Origin of the sequence: Pseudomonas frederiksbergensis (genome assembly GCF_001874645.1) — a bacterium.
GTDB classification, from domain to species: domain Bacteria; phylum Pseudomonadota; class Gammaproteobacteria; order Pseudomonadales; family Pseudomonadaceae; genus Aquipseudomonas; species Aquipseudomonas frederiksbergensis_B.
This window is the reverse complement of record NZ_CP017886.1, coordinates 5,670,399-5,694,364: the sequence shown is the minus strand read 5'-3', so window position 1 is coordinate 5,694,364 and position 23,966 is coordinate 5,670,399. Positions and strand designations below refer to the sequence as shown.

General features: G+C 61.4%; 18 protein-coding genes, 1 tRNA gene and 2 riboswitches. Of the genes, 4 read left to right on the top strand and 15 right to left on the bottom strand.

Annotated elements, in window-relative coordinates; translation table 11 throughout:
* Window positions 1–8: 8 nt before the first annotated feature.
* Both BLL42_RS27120 and BLL42_RS27115 read left to right on the top strand, forming a co-directional pair.
* Window positions 9–1,121 (top strand): efflux RND transporter periplasmic adaptor subunit, encoded by a 1,113-nt coding sequence (locus BLL42_RS27120; RefSeq protein ID WP_071555628.1) that lies wholly within the window; start codon window positions 9–11, stop codon window positions 1,119–1,121.
* Window positions 1,118–4,216, top strand: a complete 3,099-nt coding sequence (locus tag BLL42_RS27115; RefSeq protein WP_071555627.1) for an efflux RND transporter permease subunit — start codon at window positions 1,118–1,120, stop codon at window positions 4,214–4,216. The genes BLL42_RS27120 and BLL42_RS27115 overlap by 4 nt, the downstream gene beginning before the upstream one ends.
* 175 nt (window positions 4,217–4,391) lie before the next feature.
* On the opposite strand, the gene BLL42_RS27110 is transcribed toward BLL42_RS27115, so the two are convergent.
* Window positions 4,392–5,384 carry a sodium:calcium antiporter gene (locus BLL42_RS27110; protein ID WP_236721943.1) on the bottom strand — a complete coding sequence of 331 codons (993 nt, stop codon included), beginning with the start codon at window positions 5,382–5,384 and terminating at the stop codon, window positions 4,392–4,394.
* Window positions 5,385–5,481: 97 nt separating this feature from the next.
* Here BLL42_RS27110 and BLL42_RS27105 point away from each other — a divergent pair, with 97 nt between their 5' ends.
* Window positions 5,482–6,459: an IS5 family transposase gene (locus BLL42_RS27105; protein WP_071550144.1), complete on the top strand. Its 978-nt coding sequence runs from the start codon at window positions 5,482–5,484 to the stop codon at window positions 6,457–6,459.
* 145 nt (window positions 6,460–6,604) lie between these two features.
* A riboswitch (yybP-ykoY riboswitch) is annotated at window positions 6,605–6,774 on the bottom strand.
* 406 nt (window positions 6,775–7,180) lie between these two features.
* A riboswitch (M-box (ykoK) riboswitch) is annotated at window positions 7,181–7,355 on the top strand.
* A 145-nt stretch (window positions 7,356–7,500) separates the two neighbouring features.
* Window positions 7,501–8,451, top strand: coding sequence for a magnesium transporter (locus BLL42_RS27100; protein ID WP_201788741.1), 951 nt, complete (start codon window positions 7,501–7,503; stop codon window positions 8,449–8,451).
* Window positions 8,452–8,541: 90 nt separating this feature from the next.
* Here BLL42_RS27100 and BLL42_RS27095 read toward each other — a convergent pair.
* The 14 genes from BLL42_RS27095 to sufB all read right to left on the bottom strand — a co-directional run bounded on the left by BLL42_RS27095 (window position 8,542) and on the right by sufB (window position 23,925).
* Window positions 8,542–8,637 (bottom strand) — tRNA-Sec (locus BLL42_RS27095).
* Window positions 8,638–8,643: 6 nt separating this feature from the next.
* Window positions 8,644–10,563 carry a selenocysteine-specific translation elongation factor gene (gene selB / locus BLL42_RS27090; protein ID WP_071555624.1) on the bottom strand — a complete coding sequence of 640 codons (1,920 nt, stop codon included), beginning with the start codon at window positions 10,561–10,563 and terminating at the stop codon, window positions 8,644–8,646.
* Window positions 10,560–11,990, bottom strand: coding sequence for an L-seryl-tRNA(Sec) selenium transferase (gene selA / locus BLL42_RS27085; protein ID WP_071555623.1), 1,431 nt, complete (start codon window positions 11,988–11,990; stop codon window positions 10,560–10,562). Before selA ends, selB begins: the two co-directional genes overlap by 4 nt.
* Window positions 11,991–12,076: 86 nt before the next feature.
* The gene (gene fdhE / locus BLL42_RS27080) at window positions 12,077–13,003 is read right to left on the bottom strand and encodes a formate dehydrogenase accessory protein FdhE (RefSeq protein WP_071555622.1); all 927 of its coding nucleotides are present in this window, start codon (window positions 13,001–13,003) and stop codon (window positions 12,077–12,079) included.
* Between the two features lie 4 nt (window positions 13,004–13,007).
* Window positions 13,008–13,661 (bottom strand): formate dehydrogenase subunit gamma, encoded by a 654-nt coding sequence (locus tag BLL42_RS27075; protein WP_071555621.1) that lies wholly within the window; start codon window positions 13,659–13,661, stop codon window positions 13,008–13,010.
* The gene (gene fdxH, locus BLL42_RS27070; RefSeq protein ID WP_071555869.1) at window positions 13,658–14,608 is read right to left on the bottom strand and encodes a formate dehydrogenase subunit beta; all 951 of its coding nucleotides are present in this window, start codon (window positions 14,606–14,608) and stop codon (window positions 13,658–13,660) included. Before fdxH ends, BLL42_RS27075 begins: the two co-directional genes overlap by 4 nt.
* On the bottom strand, window positions 14,608–17,673 hold the full coding sequence (gene fdnG / locus BLL42_RS27065; protein WP_150128048.1) for a formate dehydrogenase-N subunit alpha: 3,066 nt from the start codon (window positions 17,671–17,673) through the stop codon (window positions 14,608–14,610). Before fdnG ends, fdxH begins: the two co-directional genes overlap by 1 nt.
* A gap of 198 nt (window positions 17,674–17,871) precedes the next feature.
* Entirely contained in the window at window positions 17,872–18,219 is a 348-nt protein-coding gene (locus tag BLL42_RS27055; RefSeq protein WP_071555618.1) for a carboxymuconolactone decarboxylase family protein, read from the bottom strand.
* Window positions 18,220–18,243: 24 nt separating this feature from the next.
* Window positions 18,244–18,657: an iron-sulfur cluster assembly protein gene (locus BLL42_RS27050; protein ID WP_236721942.1), complete on the bottom strand. Its 414-nt coding sequence runs from the start codon at window positions 18,655–18,657 to the stop codon at window positions 18,244–18,246.
* 6 nt (window positions 18,658–18,663) lie between these two features.
* Window positions 18,664–19,122, bottom strand: coding sequence for a Fe-S cluster assembly sulfur transfer protein SufU (sufU, locus tag BLL42_RS27045; RefSeq protein ID WP_071555617.1), 459 nt, complete (start codon window positions 19,120–19,122; stop codon window positions 18,664–18,666).
* Window positions 19,119–20,393 carry a cysteine desulfurase gene (locus BLL42_RS27040; RefSeq protein WP_071555616.1) on the bottom strand — a complete coding sequence of 425 codons (1,275 nt, stop codon included), beginning with the start codon at window positions 20,391–20,393 and terminating at the stop codon, window positions 19,119–19,121. Before BLL42_RS27040 ends, sufU begins: the two co-directional genes overlap by 4 nt.
* Window positions 20,390–21,700: a Fe-S cluster assembly protein SufD gene (gene sufD / locus BLL42_RS27035; protein ID WP_071555615.1), complete on the bottom strand. Its 1,311-nt coding sequence runs from the start codon at window positions 21,698–21,700 to the stop codon at window positions 20,390–20,392. Before sufD ends, BLL42_RS27040 begins: the two co-directional genes overlap by 4 nt.
* The gene (gene sufC, locus BLL42_RS27030) at window positions 21,697–22,461 is read right to left on the bottom strand and encodes a Fe-S cluster assembly ATPase SufC (RefSeq protein WP_071555614.1); all 765 of its coding nucleotides are present in this window, start codon (window positions 22,459–22,461) and stop codon (window positions 21,697–21,699) included. Before sufC ends, sufD begins: the two co-directional genes overlap by 4 nt.
* 15 nt (window positions 22,462–22,476) lie before the next feature.
* Window positions 22,477–23,925, bottom strand: coding sequence for a Fe-S cluster assembly protein SufB (gene sufB, locus BLL42_RS27025; protein ID WP_071555613.1), 1,449 nt, complete (start codon window positions 23,923–23,925; stop codon window positions 22,477–22,479).
* Between the last annotated feature and the right edge of the window lie 41 nt (window positions 23,926–23,966).

The window sequence follows — 23,966 nt, the reverse complement described above, 5'->3', positions numbered from 1 at the left end:
GAACCGCCTTGAAGAATTCCCTTACTGCGGCCGGCGCGTTGGCCGTAGCCGTCATGCTGTCCGCGTGTAGCCCGGACCAGCCCACTGTGCAGGCACCACGGCCGGTACGCACCGTTGAAATTAACTACGACAATGCCCGCGACGTCAGTCGCTACGTGGGCACCGTACAGTCGCGGCATGAAGTCGACCAGGCTTTCCGCGTGGGCGGCAAGGTTGCCCAGCGCAAGGTCGATGTAGGCCAGTTTGTGCGCGAAGGCGACATATTGGCTGTGCTGGATGACAGCGACTACCGCCTCGCTGAGCAAGCGTCGCAACAGCAGTGGACGGTTGCCGTCGAGCAGACGCACCAGGCCGACTCGGACCGCCAGCGCCTGACCGCGCTGAAGGCTGACGGTTCGGTCAGTGCGGCCGATGAAGAGCGTGCCCATACAAATGCCCAGACCGCGCATGCGACCGCCGAGGCCGAGGCGCGAAAGCTTGAACTCGCGCGCAACCGGATCAAGTACACCGTGCTGCGCGCCTCGCGTAGCGGTGTCGTCACGGCTGTGCGCTTTGAAGCGGGACAGGTCGTGGCGGAGGGCCAACCGGTTGTCGCGGTGGCGAATCCGGATGAATCCGAGATCGTCGTCGATGTGCCCGAGGATCAGCTGTCCGTTTTCAAAGAGGCGCGTTTCAAGGCCTTGCTGGCCAGTGCGCCGAACGAGACCTTCGATGTCACGCTGCGCGAACTGTCGCCGCAGGCTGCGGCGCAGACGCGCACCTATCGCGCGCGGCTTAAGCCGTTGAAGGCGCTGCCGCTGGGCGCCACCGCCACGGTAATGGCCGAGCGCAGGCTGACAACTATCTCGGTGGCGGCGGTGCCGGCCACGGCACTGACGCAAAGCGGCGGCCAGCCGGCGCTGTGGGTGGTCACGCCCGCGGGCAAGGACCCGGTAGGCATCGTCGAGCTGGAGCGTGTGGCGGTGTGGGGCTACCGCAACGACGAGGTGCTCGTCTCCGGGCCGCAGGCCGGCGTATTGGTCGTCACCGCCGGGGTGCAGAAGATGGCGTCCGGACTGAAGGTCGCCCTCCCCGGCGCGGCGATTGTTGACGCGAATACCACGCAGCAGGCCACCCGATGAACACCTTCAACCTCACAGACTGGGCGCTGCGCCATCGCGCCATCGTCCTGTTCATGCTCCTCATTGTCGCGGCGGCCGGCGCCTTCAGCTTCACCCGGCTCGGTCAGCTCGAGGATCCGAACTTTTCCGTGCCCTCCATGACCGCGATTGTCATCTGGCCGGGCGCAACCGCCCAGCAGATGCAAGACCAGGTCCTCAATCGCATGGAGAAGAAATTCGAGCAGATCGACAACTTCGAGAAGGTGGTCACCTACGCGCGACAAGGCTATGCCGGCATGACGCTTACTGTGCGCGGCGGCACCTCCAAGGCCGACCAGCGCGAGGCCTGGTACCAGGCGCGCAAGAAACTCAACGACCTGAAGCTTGAGCTGCCTGACGGCGTGATCGGCCCGATCGTAAACGACGAGTACGGCGACGTGTATGGCCTGATGTACGCGGTCAAGGGCGACGGCGTCGGCCACGCCGAGCTGTCGGACGCGGCCGAGGACATTAAGCGGCGCATGCTGAAGGTACCGATGGTCAAAAAGATCGATGTCATCGGCAAGCAGGCCAAGCGTGTCTACGTCGAGTTCTCGCATGAGCGCCTGGCAGCACTGGGCATTACACCATTGGCCATCGCCGAAAGCCTCAAGAGCCAGAACGCCATGTTGCCCGCAGGCCAGATCGACACCCATGGCGACCGCGTCATGGTGCGCGTAAGCGGCCAGTTCACCAGCGAAGACGCTATCCGCAACGTGCCCATCACGGCGGGCGGCCGGCTGATCAAGCTCGGCGACATTGCGACCGTCACGCGTGGCTTTGAGGATCCGCCAACCTACACGGTCCGTCACAATGGCCAGCCGGTGCTGATGCTTGGCATCACGATGACCAACGACGGCAATATCGTAGACCTCGGCAAGGCGATGGAGACGGCGGTCGACAAGATCCAGTCCGAGCTGCCGCACGGCGTGGAACTGGAGCGCGTAGCCGACCAGCCCTCCACTGTGAAAGACGCGATCTGGGACTTCGAGCGGTCGCTGATGGAAGCGCTGATCATTGTGATCGCGGTGAGCCTGGCCAGTCTGGGCTGGCGCACAGGCCTTGTGGTCGCGACCTCGGTGCCGCTGGTGTTGGGGGGCGTGGCGCTGGTGATGCTGGCGATGGGCTGGAATCTCGAGCGCATCTCGCTCGGCTCGCTGATCATTGCGCTCGGCCTGCTGGTCGATGACGCGATCATCGCTATCGAAATGATGGTGGTGAAGATGGAGGCCGGCATGGACCGCGTGAAGGCCGCCGCCTTCTCCTATCAGTCCACCGCCATGCCGCGCCTGACCGGCGCACTCATCACCGTCGTGGGCTTCTTGCCCATCGGCCTCTCGAAGTCCACCACGGGCGAGTACGCGGGTGGCATTTTCTGGATCGTCGGCGCCGCGGTGCTGTTCTCGTGGATCTGCTCGGGTGTCTTCACACCCTACCTGGCAGTCAAGATGCTGCCCAAGGACTTTGGCAAGCACCAGCATGCCGGTGATCCGTATGGCACGAAGTTCTACCGCAGGCTGCGCGGCCTGATCGACACTGCCATCGAGCGCCGCTGGGTTGTCATCGGAGCAACCTTTGGCGCCCTGGCGCTTGCTCTGGCCGGCATGAAGTGTGTGCCGCAGCAGTTCTTCCCCAACAGTTCGCGCCCTGAGCTGGTCGTTGACCTGCGCATGAAAGAGGGTTCGTCCATCATGGCGACCACCGAACAGGTGAAGCGGATGGAGGCGGAGCTGTCGAAGGACGAAGAGGTCAAGTACTTCACTGCCTACACCGGCGCCGGCGCACCGCGCTTCTATCTCTCGCTCAACCCCGAACTGCCGAATCCGGGCTTTGCCCAGTTTGTCGTAATGACCAAGGATCTGAACGCGCGCGAGCGAGTGCGTGCGCGGCTGATGGCCGCGGCCGACCCGCAATTCCCCCAGGCGTGGATACGCGTAACCCGGCTTGAACTGGGGCCGCCCGTCGGCTACCCGGTGCAGTTCCGCGTCGTCGGCCCCGATACCCAGGTGGTGCGCAAAATCGCCCGCGAGGTAGAGAAGGTGGTCGGGGCCAGCCCGAAGGTACGCGACCTCCAGCTCGACTGGAACGACCCGGTTCGCACGCTGAAAGTGGAGCTTGATCAGGACAAGGCGAGCGCGCTGGGCCTCACGCCGGCCGACGTGTCGCTGGCGACCCAGACCGTGATGAACGGCGCAACCTTGTCGCAGCTGCGTGAGCACGAGGACCTGATCGACATCGTGGCCCGTGCCGTGCCTGAGGAACGCTTGAACCTCGATACACTGAAAGACATCAACCTATACACCCGCCAGGGCACGGTGGTGCCGCTGTCGCAAGTTGCACAGGTGCACTCTGAACTGGATGAACCGGTGCTGTGGCGCCGCAACCGTGACATGGCGATCACGGTGCGTGCCGACGTGAAAGATGGCGAGCAGGGTGTATCGGTAACGCAGGAGATCCAGCCGTTGCTTAAGGACATCGAAGCCAAGCTGCCGACGGGCTACCGCATAGACGTGGGCGGCGCGGTGGAGGAAAGTGACAAGGCCAACAAGGCGCTGCTCGCGGTGGCCCCGCTGATGCTGGTCACCATCCTGCTGCTGCTTATGCTGCAACTGCAGAACTTTTCCCGCATGTGGATGGTGATACTGACTGCACCGCTGGGCCTGATCGGCGTGGTGCCGGCGTTGTTGGTGTTTCAGTCGCCGCTGGGCTTCGTCGCGATCCTGGGCATCATCGCACTGGGTGGCATGATCATGCGCAACTCGGTGATCCTGATCGACCAGGTGCAAACCGAGATCGCTGAAGGGCGCGACCCGTGGAATGCCGTGCTGGATGCCGCCATTCACCGGGCCCGTCCGGTGATGCTGACGGCGCTGGCCACCGTGCTCGCAATGATCCCGCTAACGCGCAGTGTGTTCTGGGGGCCGATGGCAATTGCGATCATGGGCGGCCTTACCGTGGCGACGCTACTGACGATCTTCTTCGTCCCGGCGTTGTACGCCGCATGGTTCAAGGTGGGTCGCCAGGCGGCCGCTGGCACCCAACAGGTAAGAGGGGACGCCGCGCTCGCTTCTGAGTGATCAGTGCTGAATACACTGGCAAGGATTATCAGGGGAACTACAGCTTCTGGCAAAACGGCAACGTGGTCCTTTTCCAGAAGCCAGGCTCAGGGGAAATGAGTTGCACAGTCGAGCCGGCCGGCTGAGCAGTTCCCCTGCCCCGTCACCGATCATTGTGGTCCTGCTCCAGATTCAGCTAGGCCAGATCAAGAACCTTCAGCAGGACTGCAAAGAGGATGTACAGCAAAACCATCGATGCCAATAGCCAGCGCGAGATGATGCCCTTTCGGAAAGCGAAGAACATGATGCCCACACCTGTCAATGTGATGATTGCCGCCAGAACCAGCGACTGGTCCAGCGCCCAAGGCGTAAAGAACAGTCCGAATGCAGTGGGCACTGTGGCTTGAATCATCATGGCACCACTGATGTTGGCCAAGGCCAGTCGGTGTTTACCCTGCCGAACCCAAATGATGGCATTCAGCGTTTCGGGTAGTTCGGTCGCAATTGGGCTGAGCAACAGGGCCAGCAGTTGAGGGTGAATACCCAGCATTGGACCCAGGGCATCGAGTTGTCCAACAAAGAAGTGCGAGGCAGCAAAGATAACCGCCAATGCAACAAGCGTTTGAGTCACGGCAGCCGACGTCGATGGAGTCGGCTGGCTTGGCGAAAGTTTCAGGGGCTCAAGTTCATGCTCTTCTTCATCCGGCTCACCCCGCATTTCCTTCCAGAAATACGCAGCATAGGCAGCGAGGAAAAGAATACCCAGCCAAGGTTTGTAGGCGAACACGACAAGACCGAGTGCAATCTTTGCCACAAAGATCGCGAGGAACCATCCTTGATCACGGCTGAGTCGTTTGAAGTCCTGACGGATGGCCTCGGTATTGGCCAAGCGCTGACGACACGCCAGGAGCGTCACACCCACCACCGCATAGGCGATTGTAGCCAGGACCAGAGGGCCGCCGAGTGCAGCACCGACACCGAGGGACTTCTGCTCTGGCGTGTCGCCAAACACAACGGCAATGAACGTGATGACGCTTTCAGGTAACGCCGTACCAAAGGCCGCCAGAATCGAGCCCGTGGCCTGCTGCCCGACCGCAAGCTTGCGGCCGACCCACTCGACGCCATTGACGAAATATTCACAAGCCAGGTAGATGACAATCGCGGAGCCCAACAGCAACGCAAACGTCATGGGCATTGAATGCATGAGGAAACCTAAGGAAACTCTGAAAAAGACTTTCAGATTTGGTGAAATAGCCGCCTGATCCGAACACGACGGTTGAGCCCCGATGAAACAGATGTCCTTCGCCGATGCCGAGTACGCCGGCAAACGTAAGCAGACCCGCCGCGAGCGTTTCCTGATCGAGATGGATCAGGTCGTGCCCTGGAAGGGTCTGATTGCCTTGATCGAGCCGAATTATCCGAAAGGCGAAGGTGGTCGTCCGGCGTATCCATTGATGGCGATGTTGCGGGTTCATCTGATGCAGAACTGGTTCGGCTACAGCGATCCGGCGATGGAAGAAGCGCTGTACGAGACCACTATCCTGCGCCAGTTTTCGGGGCTGCATCTGGATCGGATTCCCGATGAAACCACGATCCTCAACTTCCGACGTCTGTTGGAAAAACATGAGTTGGCCGGCGGGATTTTGCAGGTCATCAACGGTTATCTGGGCGACCGTGGCCTGATGTTGCGCCAAGGTACGGTGGTCGATGCGACGATCATTCATGCGCCGAGTTCGACCAAGAATAAAGAGGGTAAACGCGACCCCGAAATGCATCAGACGAAGAAGGGGAACATGTATTTCTTCGGGATGAAAGCGCATATCGGCGTCGATGCCGAGTCGGGTTTGGTGCATAGCCTGGTGGGCACGGCGGCCAATGTGGCGGACGTGACGCAGGTCGATCAGTTGCTGCATGGCGAGGAATCATACGTGTCTGGCGATGCCGGTTACACCGGTGTGGACAAGCGTCCTGAGCATCAGAATCGCAAGATGATCTGGTCGATTGCCGCACGGCCCAGCAGCTATAAAAAACACGCGAAAAAGAGTTTGATCGGGCGCCTGCGGCGCAAAATCGAATATGCGAAAGCACAAGTCCGGGCGAAGGTTGAGCATCCATTCCGAGTGATCAAGCGTCAGTTTGGCTATACGAAAGTGCGCTTTCGCGGCCTGATGAAAAACACCGCGCAACAGGCCACGCTATTTGCCCTGTCGAACCTGTGGATGATGCGAAAACGGCTGCTGGTCGCGGGAGAGATGCGCCTGTAATGCGGGAAAAGCGCCTTGAAAAGGCGTCGCTCAAGGGTGAAACGATGAGTTAAGAATAGGAAAGGTCTGATTTCTGACCAGCCAGCGTTTTTTGAACCTCTACCAACGAGGGCATCAAAAATCGCTGACTACTTCAGACCTTCCCTAAGGGGTCGGACACAAGAGCCAATGGTTCAGACACCCGCGTCCGACCCACAGACAGGTATCTTCACCAATGGTCTTGCCAAGTCATACGACCGGTCACGCCATGGCTTGCGAGCCAAGTATGTTGACGTGACCCCTTCCGGAAACGAAGGCGGCTACTCCCCAAGGGAGCGGCGATCCTAAAGAGGCAGCACACATGCGTCAACGGCTTAGTTGCAGGCACAGCCATTTAAAATGACCACAAGTAGATTCAACGTTTCAAACTTTTGACCCCATTACTGTGTCGCAGGCTATATATAACTAGCGTGGCGGCAGTTTAAACTACCGACACAAACATTTGTAACATCCTGTGTCGCGAAAAACCTTCAGCATCAATTTCTGAATGAATGCTGAACATTATCCATCGAGAGGGTTACAGCAATAGCAATCCCTCTTACTCTTGTTCCGGACATAACCCCTAAGGGGGTGTCGAACATTCTTGAGTGACCATTATTATTTAGGAGGTGATGAGACAGCCGTGTACTCACACCGGCGCTTCCCGATTCCAGATCGGTACCGCCCTGGTGTATTTAATGTTGCAGTATCTCGTTCGGCGAGGCTCCTATACAAACACAGGTCACTGATCTGACGACGTCGAGAGACGCCCAAGGTTAAGACAGGCTCTATCGGATTAAGGTTTAGCCCAAGTGACTTCCGGCCGGATTGGCCCGGATACGTTGTACAGTGCCAAAACTTAGACGTGGAGATCGCTTTCTGCACTCTCTTCTCTGGTTTACGCCCCTATGTGAGAACTGTTTGTGGTCAAAACAGCTACGGGGACTACCTCAAATGTCAATTGCAAGCGCTACCCCTTCCACCTTCAAGGATATCCGCCTCAAAGACACAGTGGTGTCTTACATGAGCCCTCTGCTCATCACCGTGACCGGCAACATGACGGTCAACCAGGCCAGGGAACATCTGCTCAAGCAGCTGCCGGATGATGATATCCCGGCGCACATCTTTGTCACCGACCCGCGCAGCGCTTTGCATGGCCAACTGTCGGTCAAAACACTGCTCACCGAGAAAAACACGGACCTATGCGTCCGCGATCTGATGATCCCCATCCGCTTTTCGGTTTCGCCGAATCAATTCCGGCACGATGTCGCCCCGGAGCTGATAGAGAAAGCCGTGGACATTGTTCCCGTGGTCAGCGAAGGCCGACTGCTGGGCGTGCTGTATGAAAAAGAAATCGCGGCGCTGATTCAGGACGAAGGCACCGACGACGCCCAACGCCAGGGTGCCAGTCTGCCGCTGGAAACGCCCTACCTCAGCACCAGCCCATGGAGCTTGTGGAAAAAGCGCTTGCCTTGGCTATTGCTGTTGTTTCTCGCCGAAGCCTACACCAGCACCATCTTGAAAGTATTTGAAGAGCAGCTCGAAGCCGCCATCGCCCTGGCTTTCTTCATTCCCTTGCTGATTGGCACTGGCGGCAACAGCGGCACTCAGATCACCTCCACCCTGGTGCGGGCCATGGCCCTGGGCGAAGTCAGCCTGCGAAATGTCGGCACGGTGCTGCGCAAGGAAGTGACCACCTCCTTCATGATCGCGCTGGCCATCGGTATCGTGGCCTGGATCCGCGCGTGGATGCTGGGAGTGGGATCGGATATCGCCATGGTGGTCTGTCTGACGCTGGTCGCCATCACCATCTGGAGCGCTGTCGTCTCATCCATCATCCCGATGCTGTTAAGAAAAATGCGCATTGATCCGGCAGTGGTCTCTGCCCCCTTCATTGCCACCTTCATCGACGGTACCGGCCTGGTCATCTATTTCAACATCGCCATGCTGGTGATGACCGACCTGCCGGCTTAAGCCACCCGCCAGGCAGCCCCGAATCGCCAGATGCCGGGGCCGCCTTGATGCGACGGCCGCACCTGCACGGCATTCGGCGCGCCTGAAAAATGGCGGAAGGCAGCAGGAGTCGAACCTGCCCGGGAACGGCTGCCGTCCCCAACCGGGTTTGAAGCCCGGCCGCGCCACCGGACGCGATTGCCTTCCTTGAAGTCAACTCTCGGGGCGCTGTGCCAGGGCATTGTCCGCACGGATGCGACGCTGGTCGCCAAGCCGCCGGGTCAAACCAATCCGGTCGAAGAACTCGAGTATCTGAATGCTGCGCTTGCGGCCGATCCCTACCTTGTCGCGAAACGCCGCCGCCTGAATCAGCGGATTGTCGGCGACCAGTTGCAACAGCATAGCCGCCAGTTGGCGCACCGTAGCGTCGGCGTAAAACAGGTCACGGACGACTTGGTGAACCCGTCCTGATCTCGCCAGCTTGCGCAGCAGCAAGCGCACGGCAGCCTCATCACATCCAACGGCGCTGGCCAGGTTGCGCACCCAGGGTGGATCGTAGCCAGCCTGTTCGAACAGTGGCTGCAAACGTTGCCACAGGGCCTCGTCTTCTTCACTCAGTCGCACCTGGTGTTCGGGTAAGTGCAGCCACGGCCCACTGGCGACAATGGCGCCGCTGGACAGCAGTTCGTCGAGCTGACTGATGAAAGTCGGTCGGTCCAGCGACGTAGCCGAAAACCGGCGCAAGCGATCTCGGTCTGGCCCCAGTTCATCCGGTTCAAGTTGATGAAAGTGCGTCAGGTGCTCCAGCAACGAAACTTTCAGCGCCTCCCAACGTACAGCGTTGAACAATAACGGACCTTGGCGCGTGGCAATGACACGGACATCCGCCGGCAAATTCCAGGTGCTGCGCAGACGATTGAACTGGCGCTCCAGACGCAGCGGGTCGAGCCCGCTGTCACTATTGGCAAGCATCACCGGCAGTATGTGCTCGAGACTTTCGCTGGTGGCCAAGGCTTGCAACTGCATCAGCCGGGTCGGGCTACGGCGCTGGCGGGCCGGTGCAAACGGATCAAGCACCCGGCCGCCGCCGAGGGTGCGCCGCGCGCTCTGGTCGCGCAGGACCAGGCGGTCGCCATGCACCGCCTGCAACGGCGTGTTAAGCAACAGTTGCGCGAACATCCGCTCACCCGGTGGCAGGCATGTGTTCTCCAGCAATGCGACCCGGGCGGTGACGTCCTGAGTGCCCAGGTGCACATGCACCGGGCTGAAATGTTCGAAGGCGCGTGGCTCACTGGCCAGCAACTGCATCTCGATGTCCAGGCGCTGCGTGGGCGCGAACAGCCACTCGGCCAGCAACCAGTCACCGCGGTGGATCTGTTCCAGCGCCAGGCGCTCTGCACTCAGGTTCAACGCCACCCGCTGCCCGGCCCACGCCTCGACGACGACGTGGTTCTGCGCATGCAGACTCCGCACTCGCACAGGCTTGCCTGTCTGACCCAATAGTAGCGTGTCGCCCACCCTCACCTGCCCGGCCAGTGCTGTTCCGGTGACCACAATACCGGCGCCGGCGACGCTGAAAGCGCGGTCGATTGCCAGACGAAATCCTCCACTGGCGCTGCGCTGCCGGACCTCACACTGGGCGGCCAGCAATGCCTGGCGCAGGGCGTCAATGCCCTCCCCGGTCAGGCTCGACACGGCGAACTGTGGCGCGCCGTTATAGGCCCCCGGCGCCAGCAATGCGGTGACCTGAGCATGCACCGACTGCACTCGGGCGGGCTCGACCCGGTCACATTTGCTGATCACGACCAGCGCCTGTGGGATGCCCAGTAGTTCGACGATTGCCAAATGCTCGCGGGTCTGGGGCATGACCCCGTCATCGGCAGCCACCACCAGCAGCACCAGATCAATGCCCTGGGCGCCAGCGAGCATGTTGTGGATGAAGCGCTCGTGACCGGGCACGTCGATAAAGCCGGTCATCTCCGCCCCAGGTTCCAATGGCGCATAAAGGAAACCCAGGTCGATGGTGATGCCACGTTCGCGTTCTTCCCGACGACGGTCGCCGACTTGCCCCGTCAGGGCCTTGAGCAAGGCTGTTTTTCCGTGGTCGATGTGTCCCGCAGTGCCGACAATCACCTTGCCGCCCCCACTCCTTGCAGCAGGTCCAGTTGCGCGAGCCAGGCCGCCTCGTCGTCCAGTTGGCGCAGGTCCAGCCACAGGGCATCGTCGTCGATACGACCGAGCACCGGAATGGGCAAAGCTCGCAAAGCGGCTTCCAGGCCATGCAATTGCCGTCCGCGCAACCGTTTGGACACATGCGGACGCAGGCACAGGGCGGCGCTTGGCAAGCGGGCCACCGGTTGGCTGCCGCTGCCGATCATGCTCAGCGCCGGCAGCGCGGCCACCCCCCAGCCATCGCCCAGTACGCGCGCCAACAGCGGACGCAGGCGTTCGGCCTGAGCGAGGATATCGGCTTGCGGGCGGGTGAGCAGGCGCAAGCTGGGCAAGCGTTCGGCCAATCGGTCGGGGTCGCGGTACAACCCCAGCACTGCCTCAAGGGCGGCCAGGGTCAGCTTGTCCACCCGCAAGGCCCGTTTGAGCGGGTTCTTCTTGATCCGGGCGATCAGGTCCTTGCGCCCGACGATCAACCCTGCCTGAGGACCACCGAGCAACTTGTCACCGCTAAAGGTGACGATATCGGCCCCGTCGGCCAGCGCCTGGCGCACCGTCGGTTCGGCGGGCAGGCCCCAGCGGGTCAGGTCCAGCAGACTGCCGCTACCCAAATCTTCAAGCAATGGCAGTCCGTACCGATGGGCCAATTGCGCCAGTTCGGCGGTTGGTACGTGGGCAGTAAAGCCTTGAATGCTGTAATTGCTGGTGTGTACACGCATCAACAAGCCACTGCGCGGGCCGATGGCGGCTTCGTAGTCGCGGGGATGGGTGCGGTTGGTGGTGCCGACTTCATGCAGTCTGACCCCGGCCCGAGCCATGATGTCGGGGATGCGGAATGCACCGCCGATTTCGATCAGTTCGCCACGGGAGATGATGCCCTCTTTGCGCGCCCCCAGGCTGTTGAGTGCGAGCAACACGGCGGCTGCGTTGTTGTTGACCACCGTCACCGCCTCGGCACCGGTCAGTTCGCGTATCAGATCTTCAATCAGGTCGTCGCGGTCACCGCGCTTGCCACTTGCCAGGTCGAATTCCAGATTCAGCGGATAACGGGCAGCCTGTTGCACCGCCTCGATCGCTTCCTCCGGCAACAGTGCCCGACCGAGGTTGGTATGCAGTACCGTGCCGGTGAGGTTGAACACTCGCCGTACCCGACTGCGGTGCTGGTTCGCCAGACGTTCGCCTGCCCTCCCCGCCAATACCTGAGCCGTGAGTTCAACGGCGTCAAGCTGGCCCAGTTGAACCGGCTCACGTACATCGTCGAGCAACTGCCGCAGGGTGGCGAGCAAGGCATCGCGACCATAACGTTCAGCCAGCGGCTGGCAGGCGACGCTGCGCAGCAGGCTATCGATGGACGGTAAACGCGCGGGGACGGTGGCGAGTCTTGCGGGCATCAAGGGGGCTCCCTGAAACGGTTGACCGTCGCGCGAATGCAATTGAACAGGCGCAGGTCCCGGAAACCTGAGTGTAGCCGCTGTGATCAATCGCCCCCAGGCGTCAGCATCAGGTTCGGTGCCAGACGCTGGTAGCCTTCCAGGTCCAGGCGCATGTCCAGCGTCAAGCTCGCGAGGTCCGCTGAGAGAGCTTCGGCGTCAGCGTCATTTTCCAGGTAGAGCAGCTTCAGGTAGCGGTTGCAGCCGGGGCAGATTTCAGCCCGCAGTGGCGCCTGGCTGGCCGTATGGCGATCATCCTCGAAACTGACGTAATTGAGCCCCTTGCTCTGCTCGCAGTAGACACATTTGACCCGCACCACATGCCATTCGCAGGCACACAGCGAACACACCAGGTAACGCAACCCGTTGTACTTTCCCCGCTGGTGAATCACCCCGGCCATGGCCGGCGAACCGCAGGCCGGGCATTGACCAAGGCTGGCGCAAGGCTTCAGTTCGCACGCCGGCAGGCCGAGCAACCAGTGGCTCCAGGCAGCCTGCAGGGCCGCGCCGAGAAACGGCACCAGCGCCGCCGGCAGCCCCACATACTGGCCGCTGAGCAAAGCAATTGCCCAGACCTTGCGCTGCCCGCCGCTGGCGCTGTGCAAGGCTGCCACGGCATTTTTTACTGCAGATCGTGGCGGTGCCTGGTAACGCCGCAACAAGGTTTCCAGGTACGGCAGCCAGCCGTCCTCGCGCACCAGGCTGTCGGCCGCCAGCGGTGGCAAGCCATGTTCCTGGCACAACAACAGGCGTTCGGGGGCTGGGGCCGGAGCCAGCGGCGGTTCGTCCAACAGGCTTTGCTGGACGTAACACAGTTCGGCGACCAGCCGCAGGAAGTCGGCCAGTGGATGCCCATTGGCCAATCGCTCCAGGCGCACAGCACGCAAGGTGAACAGGTTGTGCGGCGGCAGGCGCAGGAACGGTGGTGTGCTCGCCGCCGCCTCGATTTGTCCGGGCTCGAGTATTGTGCTCAAGGCATCATCCTTTCTTGCTTATCTGGTTGTCCGGGCGCTCGTCGCGTGTCACCTCGCGGTACCAGAGCGCATGATGTTTCTTCGCCCAGGCACGGCTGACCCAGCCATGCAGCATCGCGCTGACCGAGCCCTTGATCCAGATACCGGCGTAGATGTGCACGATGATGCTCATCACCAGTACGAAAGCCGCCAAGGCATGCAACAGCATCGCCAGGCGAATCGCAGTGATACCGAAGTATTGGCTGAAATAGACCCGCCAGATCACCACCCCGCTCAGCAGTAGCACCAGCATGCAGGCCAGCAGGGTCCAGAACAGCAACTTCTGCCCGGGGTTGTATTTGCCAATAGGCGGTACGCCCTCCTCTTCGTTGCGCATCACCCGGTTGATCCGTTTGAGCCACAGACGGTCGTTGGCGATGAAAAAATTGGCCCGCCAGAAGCGGATCACCAGCCCCAGGAAAAACACGAACATCAGTACGCCCATGAAAGGGTGCAGGATGCGCGTCCAGGGCCCGCCGCCGAACAACTGGCTGAGCCAGAACAGCGACGGGTGGAACAGCGCCAGACCCGACAGGGCCGCCATGAAGAACAGAATCGCCACCAGCCAGTGGTTGGTGCGTTCGTTGGCGTTATAGCGCAGGATCGCTTTGTCTTTCATGGTCGTTTTCCCTCCTGCGATCCAGGCGTGTTCGGGTCATAGACATGCACGGTCGGGTCGACCTCGTGCACGCTGAGGTCCTTGCCCGGCAGGTGTTCGTCTTCCTCGACGCGCTGCGGGCCGATGCGTACGTAATGAAAGAATCCCGCCAGCACCGCGGCCCCCATGGCCAACAACGCCAGGGGTTTGCTCACGCCTTTCCACAGCCCTACCAATGGACTGATGACCGGCTGGTTCGGCAAGCCGGCGTACAACGATGGCTGGTCGGCGTGGTGCAGGACGTACATCACATGCGTACCGCCGACTCCGGCTGGATCGTACAGACCGGCGTTGTCGAAGCCCCGTGACTTGAGGTCAACGATGCGTTCGGCGGCATGCTCTTTCATGTCCTCTTTGCTGCCAAACACAATGGCGCCGGTCGGGCAGGTCTTGACGCACGCCGGTTCCAGCCCGACCGCCACCCGGTCCGAGCACAGCGTGCACTTGTAGGCCTTGTGGTCCTTGCGCGAAATACGCGGAATGTTGAAGGGGCAGCCGGTGATGCAATAGCCGCAGCCGATGCAATGGTCCTGGTCGAAATCGACAATGCCGTTGGCGTGCTTGATGATCGCCCCGGGACTTGGGCACGCCGCGAGGCAGCCAGGTTCGGCGCAATGCATGCAGCCATCCTTGCGGATCAGCCATTCGAGGTTGCCGGCGTCGGTTTCGTGCTCGGTGAAGCGCATCAACGTCCAGGTCTCGGCGCTGAGGTCCTGAGGGTTGTCGTAGGTTCCATGGATATGACCGACCTCGTCGCGCAATTCATTCCATTCCGAACAGGCCACCTGGCACGCCTTGCAACCGATGCATTTGGTGGTGTCGATCAGCTTGGCGACTTCCTCCTGTTGACGTACCGAGGGCGGCAAGGTGGTAGTGGCCGAACGGGCAATGATGTCTTGGTTGGCCATCATATTTTCTCCACGTTGACCAGGAATGACTTGGATTCCGGGGTCTGTGTATTACCGTCACCGAGGAATGGCACCAGGGTGTTTGTCAGGTAGCCATGCCGGGTAGCTCCGGTGAAACCCCAGTGCAGGGGGATGCCAATCTGGTGCACCGTCTGGTTATTGACCTGCAGCGGACGGATCCGCTTGGTGACCACTGCCACTGCCTCGATATGCCCGCGCTTGGAGCTGACCCGCACCCGGTCGCCAGCGGCAATCCCCTTCTCCTTGGCGAGGACTTCGCCAATTTCGACGAACTGCTCAGGCTGGGTGATGGCATTGATGGGGCAATGCTTGGTCCAGAAGTGGAAGTGCTCGGTCAGCCGGTAGCTCGTGGCGGCATAGGGAAAGTCCTTCGCCGTCCCGAGCGACTCCCAGACCGAATCGAAGATGCGCCCGGCCGGGTTGCTGGTCGCCTTCTTGTTGTTGGGGTGCAGCGGGTTGATGCCGATAGGCGTTTCGAACGGTTCGTAATGCTCCGGGAATGGCCCTTCGTTCATCTTGTCGAGGGCGAAGAAACGCGCCACCCCTTCAGGGTTCATGATGAACGGGTTCATGCCCGCTTCCGGCGCCACGTCGGCCTTGTAGTCAGGCACGTCGGTGCCGCCCCAGACTTTGCCGTTCCACCACACCAGGCGCTTTTTCGGATCCCAGGGTTGTCCCTTCGTATCGGCCGAGGCGCGGTTGTAGAGAATGCGCCGGTTCATCGGCCAGGCCCAGGCCCACCCGAGGTTCTGCTTCATCCCGAAAGGGTCGCTGTTGTCACGGCGGGCCATCTGGTTGCCCTGCTCGGTCCAGCTGCCGCAGAAGATCCAGCAGCCCGACGCCGTGCTGCCGTCGTCCTTGAGCTGGGCGAAACCGGACAATTGTTGCCCGGCCTTGAGCGTCGCGCCCGTGGCGTCGGTGACGTCGGCAATCGCGTAGCCGTTGAACTCCTTGGCAATCTCTTCCGGTGTCGGATCGTCAGGCACCTTGTAGGGCCAACTGAGCTTGAGAATCGGCTCGGCGAAGGCACCGCCGTTGGCCTGGTAGCGCTGACGCAAGCGGATGAACAGCTCGCTCATGATCTTGATGTCGGTGCGCGCTTGCCCCGGGCCATCGGCGCCCTTCCAGTGCCATTGCAGCCAGCGGCCGCTATTGACCAGTGAGCCGTCCTCTTCGGCGAAGCAGGTGGTGGGCAGGCGGATGACTTCGGTCTGGATGCCAGCCGTTTCGACATCGTTGTAAGGCCCGACATTGCGCCAGAATTCCGAGGTCTCGGTGGCTAGCGGGTCCATCACCACCAGCCACTTGAGTTTGGCCAGCGCGGCCATCACACGGTTCTTGTCGGGCAAGGCGGCGATGGGATTGAAGCCCTGGCAGACATAACCGTTGACCTGCCCGCTGGACATCATGTCGAACACTTTCAAAATGTCGTAGCCGGGGATGTCGAGCTTCGGCAACCAGTCGTAACCCCAGTGATTGTCGGCGGTGGCGTTGGCGCCGTACCAGGCCTTCATCAGGCTGACGTGGAACTTGCCGTAGTTCTGCCAGTAAGACAGCTGCCCGGGCCGAAGTGGCTTGAGCGCACGCTTGGCAATGTAGGTGTCGTAGTCCTGTTCGGCATCGCCCGGCAAGGTGAGATAGCCGGGCAGCAGGTTCGACAGCAGCCCGAGGTCGGTCAGCCCCTGGATGTTGGAGTGCCCGCGCAGGGCATTGACGCCCCCGCCCGGCATGCCGACGTTGCCCAGCAGCAGCTGCACCATGGCCGCGCTGCGAATCATCTGCGAGCCGGTCGAATGCTGGGTCCAGCCCAGGGCATAGAGGATCGTCATGGTCTTGCCCGGTTGCGAGCAGGTGGCGATCTCTTCCCAGATCTTCTGCATGGCGTCTTGCGGCATGCCACAGATCTGGCTGGTCAGCTCCAGAGTGTAGCGGCTGTAGTGCTGCTTCATCAGCTGGTAGACGCAACGCGGGTGTAGCAGGGACGGGTCGACTTTGGCGAAACCGTCCTCGCCGATTTCATAGCCCCAACTGGACTTGTCGCTGTAGGTGCGCTTGGTCGCGTCGTAGCCGGTAAACAGCCCGTCCTCGAAGCCAAAGTCGGCCTTGACGATGAACGACACGTCCGTATAGGCGTGCACGTACTCATGCTGGATTTTGTTTTCAGTGAGCAAATAGTTGATCAAACCGCCCATGAAGGCGATGTCGGTGCCCGTGCGAATCGGTGCGTAATAGTCGGCCACCGAGGCGGTACGGGTGAAGCGTGGGTCGATCACAATCAGTCGCGCCTGATTGTGCGCTTTGGCTTCGGTCACCCATTTAAAGCCACAAGGGTGGGCTTCGGCGGCATTACCGCCCATGACCAGGACCAGATTCGCGTTGGCGATATCGGTCCAGTGGTTGGTCATCGCGCCACGGCCATACGTTGGGGCAAGACTTGCCACCGTCGGGCCATGTCAGACACGTGCCTGGTTATCGAACCCCAGCATGCCCAGACTGCGAACGACCTTGTGGGTCATGTAACCGGCCTCGTTGGAGGACGCCGAGGCCGCAAGAAAACCGACCGAAAGCCAGCGGTTGACCGTCTGGCCCTGGGCGTTCTTCTCGATGAAGTGGGCATCGCGATCGGCCTTCATCAGGTCGGCGATGCGATCCAGCGCTTCATCCCAGGACACCCGCGTCCACTCCGTGCTGCCCGGCTTGCGCACCTGCGGGTATTGCAACCGGCTGGGGCTATGGACGAAGTCCAGCAAGCCTGCACCTTTGGGGCACAGCGTGCCGCGATTGACCGGGTGGTCGGCGTCACCTTCGATGTGGATGATGCTCTGGGTGACGTTCTTGGCCGCATCGCCCTGGCTGTACATGATCAAGCCGCAACCCACCGAACAGTAGGGGCAGGTATTACGGGTTTCATGGGTATGGGCCAGCTTGAAGTGGCGGACTTGTTCGGCGAAGGCTGGCGCTGGTGCCATGCCCAGCGCGGCCAGGCTGGAGCCTCCAAGGCCGATAGCGGCGACCTTGAAGAACTGACGACGGTTGAGGTCCATCGTGCACTCCTGATCAGGTGAAGTTACCCGGAACGTGGCCGGGAAATCCTGGACGATCACGGCGGCGGCGATACAGCCGCCGACAGGTGAAATTTTAGTCAAGATTGCACGGAATGTAACGAAACCCGATCGTCGGCGGTGTACTCGCAGTGGTGGATATCCGCTTGAGGCTGTCAGCGCTAATCCGGGACTCAGGACTCAGGACTCAGGCACAGCATTGCCTCCTTTCCCGATCACATCGTCCGCCCAACTCATGGCCGCAATGACCGTCGGAAAACCGATCGTGCTCGTCAGTGATATCAGTGCGTGATGGATCTGTTCCATCGTCGCACCGGCTGCCAGTGCCCGCCTGGTATGACTGTGCACTGCGCCTTCCGAGCGGATGGCCGCCGCGGCACCGAGTTGAATCAGCTGGATGATTTTCTCGTCCAGCGGGCCGGCATGACGCACCGCTGCACCCAAGGCATCCATCGCCTCAAAATAATCAGGGTATTGATGTTTCAGGCGTTGGTACGTGTACGGGTTGTGATCGCTCTTGCTGTCCATCTTTGTCTCCTCTCACCGGGCTCCTCAGAGCAGCCCTAATTGCAAACGCGCCGCCTCGGACATACGACTTTGATCCCAGGGCGGTTCCCAGACGATCTCGATCTCGACCTGGCTGACCCCCGGAAGGGTCTGGACCTTGGCACGTGCCTCTTCTTTGAGCACGTCGCCCATTCCGCACCCGGGTGCGGTCATGGACATTTTGATCGCGACTCGCTGACCGCCATCGGCAATCGGCCGGGCTTCGCATTGGTAGATTAGCCCGAGATCGACCACGTTGACCGGAATCTCCGGGTCGTAGACGGTGCGCAACAGGTCGAGCACCTGCTGGATGTCGAAGGCGCCGCTGATCGCCGGTTGGCCGCCCGCCGGGGCATCGAGCAAGCCTTTTCGCGCCGAGTCGCTGAGGTGAATACCGGGGATGGGGAATTGGGCTGCCATGGCTGATTACTCCGTCGAGACCTGTGAGCGATCGCCTTCGAGGGCACTGCGCAATGTGTACCAGGCCAGGGTGGCGCACTTGATCCGTACCGGAAACTCCCAGACACCCGAAAGCACCGCGAGTTTACCGAGCTCAACGGGCGTCACCTGGGCGTTTGGCCCTTCGGTGAGCAACGTATGCACACGGACAAAGAGTGCCTGCGCTTCCTCCGGCTTTTTCCCCTTCACCGCCAGGGTCATCAGGGAAGCCGAGGCTTGGGAGATGGCGCAGCCGGCCCCCTGAAAGCTGATGTCCTCGATCACGCCGTCCGCAAGCTTGAGGTAAATCCTGAGCTGATCGCCGCACAGCGGATTGAAGCCTTCCGCCATACAGGTAGCGTCCTCGATCTGGCGGAAGTTACGCGGCCGCTTGCCGTGGTCGATGACGACGTCCTGGTAAAGATCGCGCAGCTCATCGTGGCTCATCGGAACACCTCCTGAACCTTGGCCAGACCTGCCACCAGCGCATCGATATCGCGCTCGGTGCTGTAGCAGCCGAGCGAGGCGCGCGCCGTGGCGGCCACACCAAAACGGTTCATCAAGGGCTGTGCGCAGTGGTGCCCGGTGCGAATCGCGATCCCTTCGCGGTCGAGAATGGTACCGATATCATGCGGGTGGATGCCCTCGAGGACAAACGAGAGGACGCCGACTTTCTCCGCTGCCGTACCGATCAGCCTGAGGTCGGGCACCGTCATCAGCGCCTTCGTTGCGTAGGTCAGCACGCCCTGCTCGTGGGCAGCAACGGCCTCTGGCCCCAGTTCAGCGAGAAAGTCGATCGCCGCGCCGAGGCCGATAGCGCCGGCCATGTTCGGCGTCCCCGCTTCAAACTTGTACGGTGGCTTGTTGTAGACGGTCTTCTCGAAGCTGACCGAGAGGATCATGTCGCCGCCGCCCTGATAGGGCGGCATGCTTTCGAGCAGTTCGTGCCGACCGTAGAGCACGCCGATGCCGGTGGGGCCGTACATCTTGTGGCCCGACAGCGCATAAAAGTCACAGCCTAGTGCTCGCACGTCGACCTTGAGGTGAGGCGCCGCCTGGGCACCGTCGACCAACACGCGTACGCCTTGGGCGTGGGCCAGTTCGACAATGCGCCGGATCGGATTGAGGGTGCCCAGCACATTTGAGACATGAGTGACCGCCACCAGCCGGGTCCTGGGTCCGATCAGCCGTTTCAGCTCATCGAGCAGCAGTTCGCCAGCGTCGTTGATAGGCGCCACCCGCAGCCGGGCACCGGTCTGCTCGCAGAGCATCTGCCAAGGCACGATATTCGAATGGTGCTCCATCGCAGTGATCAGCACCTCGTCACCGGCATGAACCTGAGTCTTGCCGTAGGTTTGCGCCACGAGATTGACCGCTTCGGTCGTGCCGCGGACGAAGACGATCTCTTCGACATGCTCGGCATTGAGGAAGCCCTGGACCTTGGCCCGAGCCTTCTCATACTCCTCGGTGGCGCGCACCGAGAGGTAGTGCACGCCACGATGCACGTTGGCGTTCTCCTTCAAAAAGAAGTGCGACATGGCATCGATGACCGCCTGCGGCTTCTGGCTGGTCGCGGCACTGTCGAGGTAAATCAGCGGCTTGCCGTAGATCATCTCCGCGAGGATCGGAAACGCCTGACGCACACGTTCGACATCGTAGCCTGGCGCAAGGTCGAGCGGTTTTGACAGCCCTTGAAGGCGGTTTTCGAGGTCACTCATGCCGACACCTCCCGCCCCCGCAATTGCGCGGCGACCCGTCGCTCCACCTGCTCACGCAGCGGCTCCAGCCGGATGAGCTCAAGCATTTCGCTGACAAACGCAAAGATCAGCACCGATCGCGCCGCCGCCAGCGCAATTCCCCGTGAGCGCAGATAGAAAATAGCCTGCTCATCCAGTTGGCCAACGGCGGCACCGTGAGCGCACTTGACGTCATCGGCGAAGATCTCCAGCCGTGGCTGGGTGTTGACCTGGGCCGACGTCGCCAACAACAGATTCTTGTTGGTCTGGCTGGCATCGGTCTTCATCGCACCCGGTCGCACGATGATCCGCCCGTCAAAGACCGCATGCCCACGATCATCGATCACGCCCTTATAGAGTTCGCGGCTGGTGCAACGCGGTGCCAGATGCTCGATGGTCGTCTGGTTGTCCAGGTGCTGCTGGCCTTGTGGCAGGTACAGACCGTTCAGCGCGACCTCCGCGCCGGGGCCTTCGAGTACAACGCGCACCTCCTGCCGCGCCAGCGTCGCGCCCAGTGCAAAAGAGTGCGAAGCGAAGTGACTGCCCTGAGCCTGGCGCACGCTGAGCAGCGCGACATGGAACGCCGCCGTGCTCTCGTTCTGCACCGTGTAATATTCAAGTACAGCGTCCGCGTCGAGCACCACCTCGCTGACAGCGTTACTCAGGTAGACCTCATCCCCACTGCCGACGTGGCTTTCCACCACGATCGCCCGGCTCCCTGCCCCCACCCGCACCAGGACGCGCGGATGTGCCACCTGCGGCGTGACGCCCGGCGCCGAGAGGAACACCAGATGGATCGGTGCTTCGACCGTCGTGTGGGCAGGTATCTGCACCCACGCCCCGTCCTCGGCGAGCGCCGCATTCAGCGCCGGAAAGGCTTGCGGCTGTGAGCGAAACGCATGTGCGAACAGGCTTTCGAGCACCCCGTTGTCGGCGCTCAGCAGTGTCGCAAAAGGGCACACCTGGGTGCCTGGAGGCAGCCCTTCAAGAACCGACAGTTCAGCGGCGAAATAACCGTTGACGAAGACCAGTCGCACGCTGCCGTAGTCGCCGGCAAGTCGTTCGACGCTGGTCGCGGACAGGTCCCGACTCGCGCCCGGCCTGGCTGGCTGGAAAGGGACTTCCAGGATCGGCGCGACTCGCGTGTGCTTCCAGGCTTCGTCCTTGGCCGTGGGAAAGCCTTGGTCGGTCACCCACTGCAACGCTGCGCGACGCAACGCGTGCAGCCAGGCAGGATGCCGAACGTCAGCGCTGGGGGTGAGCTGCGCGAGGAACGCCGCGGTGTTCATGGCCTGGCTCCGGGCGCGGCAGAGTCCTGCTCATAGCTCGCATAGCCGTGTTTTTCCAGCTCGACAGCCAGCGCCTTGCCGCCGGACTGGACGATCCGGCCGTTGGCCATGACGTGCACGCGATCCGGGACGATGTAATCGAGCAATCGTTGATAGTGGGTGATCACCAGCAGTGCGCGGTCCTTGCTCCGCAGCGCGTTGACGCCGGCCGCAACGATTCGCAGCGCGTCGATGTCGAGGCCCGAGTCGGTCTCATCGAGGATCGCCAGCCTGGGTTCGAGAATCGCCATCTGGAAAATTTCGTTGCGCTTCTTCTCGCCACCCGAGAAGTCCACGTTCACCGAGCGGTTCATGAAGCGCTGATCCATCTCGACCAGCGCCATGCGCTCCTTGGCGAGCGCCAGGAAATCCAGCGCATCGAGCTCCTCCAGCCCGCGCTGCTTGCGCACGGCGTTGAGGGCCGTGCGCAGAAAGTAGAGGTTGCCGACGCCGGGGATTTCAACCGGGTACTGAAACGCCAGGAAAATCCCCGCGACCGCCCGCGCTTCCGGCGTCATGGCGAGCAGGTTCTGGCCGTCATAGAGCACCTCGCCGCTGACCTCGTAAGTCTCAAGGCCCGCGAGGACCTGGGCCAGCGTGCTTTTGCCGGAGCCATTCGGCCCCATGATCGCGTGCACCTCGCCCGCTTCAACCCGCAGCGTGATGCCCCGCAGGATTTCACGGCCTTCGACACTGGCGTGCAGATTGTTGATCTCAAGCATGCTCCACCCCGGGCCTCAGCCCACGCAGCCCTCCAGGCTCACACCCAGCAGTTTCTGGGCTTCTACCGCGAACTCCATCGGCAGTTCTTTCAGCACCTCGCGACAGAAGCCGTTGACGATCATCGGCACCGCGTCCTCCGCGCTGATGCCGCGCTGTCGGCAGTAAAAGAGCTGCTCGTCGCTGATCTTCGAGGTCGAGGCCTCATGCTCGACCTGGGCGCTGGGGTTCTTCACGTCGATATAAGGAAACGTGTGCGCGCCACACTGGCTGCCCAGCAGCAGCGAGTCACACTGCGTATGGTTGCGCGCACCGGTCGCGGCTTTCTGGATTTTCACCAGGCCGCGGTAGGTGTTCTGGCCATGACCGGTAGAAATTCCCTTGGAGAGGATGGTGCTGCGCGTGTGCCGGCCGATGTGGATCATCTTGGTGCCGGTGTCCGCCTGCTGGTAATTGGCCGTCATCGCGACCGAATAGAACTCGCCGACCGAATAATCACCCTGGAGAATCACCCCCGGATACTTCCAGGTGATCGCGGAGCCGGTTTCGACCTGAGTCCAGGAAATCTTTGAGTGCGCACCTGCGCACTTGCCGCGTTTGGTGACGAAATTGAAGATACCGCCGCGTCCTTGCGCATCGCCCGGGTACCAGTTCTGCACCGTGGCGTACTTGATCTGGGCGTTATCCAGCGCGACCAGCTCGACCACCGCCGCATGCAGCTGATTATTGTCGCGCATCGGTGCGGTGCAGCCTTCGAGGTAGCTCACGTAGGCGCCCTCCTCAGCGACGATCAGCGTGCGCTCGAACTGGCCGGTGTCCGCGGCATTGATGCGAAAATACGTCGACAGTTCCATCGGGCAGCGCACGCCCTTGGGCACGTAGCAGAAAGAGCCATCGGAAAACACCGCCGAGTTCAGTGTGGCGAAGAAGTTGTCGCTGTAGGGCACGACCGAACCAAGGTATTTGCGCACCAGTTCCGGATGGTTCTGCACGGCCTCGGAGAAGGAGCAGAAAATCACGCCAACCTCAGCGAGTTTGTGCTTGAAGGTGGTCGCCACCGAGACCGAATCGACCACCGCATCCACCGCCACACCAGTCAGGCGCTCCTGCTCGGCGAGCGAGATGCCGAGTTTGCCAAACATCTCGCGCAGCTCGGGATCGACCTCGTCAAGACTATTGGGCCCCGGCGTTTTCGGCTTGGGCGCCGAGTAATAGATGATGTCCTGGTAGTCGATGGGATCGAAGTGGACGTTCTGCCAGGTGGGCTCGCGCATCAATAGCCAGTGGCGATACGCCTTCAGGCGCCAGTCCAGCAGCCATTGCGGCTCGTTCTTTTTCGCCGAGATCAGGCGGATGACATCTTCGTTGAGCCCGCGCGGGGCCGCGTCGCTCTCAAAATCAGAGACAAAGCCATACTTGTAGGCCCGGTTGCTGAGTTCGCGGATCCTGGCATTGTCGGTGCTCATCGCTGATGCCTCCTGCTTTGGGCAGGACGATGTGATCGTTT

What these genes read in the sequence shown, in the direction of transcription:
- BLL42_RS27115 (WP_071555627.1), top strand. Translation starts at nt 1,118, where the DNA reads ATGAACACCTTCAACCTCACAGACTGGGCGCTGCGCCATCGCGCCATC.
- BLL42_RS27110 (WP_236721943.1), bottom strand. Translation starts at nt 5,384, where the DNA reads ATGACGTTTGCGTTGCTGTTGGGCTCCGCGATTGTCATCTACCTGGCT.
- BLL42_RS27105 (WP_071550144.1), top strand. Translation starts at nt 5,482, where the DNA reads ATGAAACAGATGTCCTTCGCCGATGCCGAGTACGCCGGCAAACGTAAG.
- BLL42_RS27100 (WP_201788741.1), top strand. Translation starts at nt 7,501, where the DNA reads ATGAGCCCTCTGCTCATCACCGTGACCGGCAACATGACGGTCAACCAG.
- selA (WP_071555623.1), bottom strand. Translation starts at nt 11,990, where the DNA reads ATGCCCGCAAGACTCGCCACCGTCCCCGCGCGTTTACCGTCCATCGAT.
- BLL42_RS27075 (WP_071555621.1), bottom strand. Translation starts at nt 13,661, where the DNA reads ATGAAAGACAAAGCGATCCTGCGCTATAACGCCAACGAACGCACCAAC.
- fdxH (WP_071555869.1), bottom strand. Translation starts at nt 14,608, where the DNA reads ATGGCCAACCAAGACATCATTGCCCGTTCGGCCACTACCACCTTGCCG.
- BLL42_RS27055 (WP_071555618.1), bottom strand. Translation starts at nt 18,219, where the DNA reads ATGGACAGCAAGAGCGATCACAACCCGTACACGTACCAACGCCTGAAA.
- BLL42_RS27050 (WP_236721942.1), bottom strand. Translation starts at nt 18,657, where the DNA reads ATGGCAGCCCAATTCCCCATCCCCGGTATTCACCTCAGCGACTCGGCG.
- sufU (WP_071555617.1), bottom strand. Translation starts at nt 19,122, where the DNA reads ATGAGCCACGATGAGCTGCGCGATCTTTACCAGGACGTCGTCATCGAC.
- BLL42_RS27040 (WP_071555616.1), bottom strand. Translation starts at nt 20,393, where the DNA reads ATGAGTGACCTCGAAAACCGCCTTCAAGGGCTGTCAAAACCGCTCGAC.
- sufD (WP_071555615.1), bottom strand. Translation starts at nt 21,700, where the DNA reads ATGAACACCGCGGCGTTCCTCGCGCAGCTCACCCCCAGCGCTGACGTT.
- sufC (WP_071555614.1), bottom strand. Translation starts at nt 22,461, where the DNA reads ATGCTTGAGATCAACAATCTGCACGCCAGTGTCGAAGGCCGTGAAATC.
- sufB (WP_071555613.1), bottom strand. Translation starts at nt 23,925, where the DNA reads ATGAGCACCGACAATGCCAGGATCCGCGAACTCAGCAACCGGGCCTAC.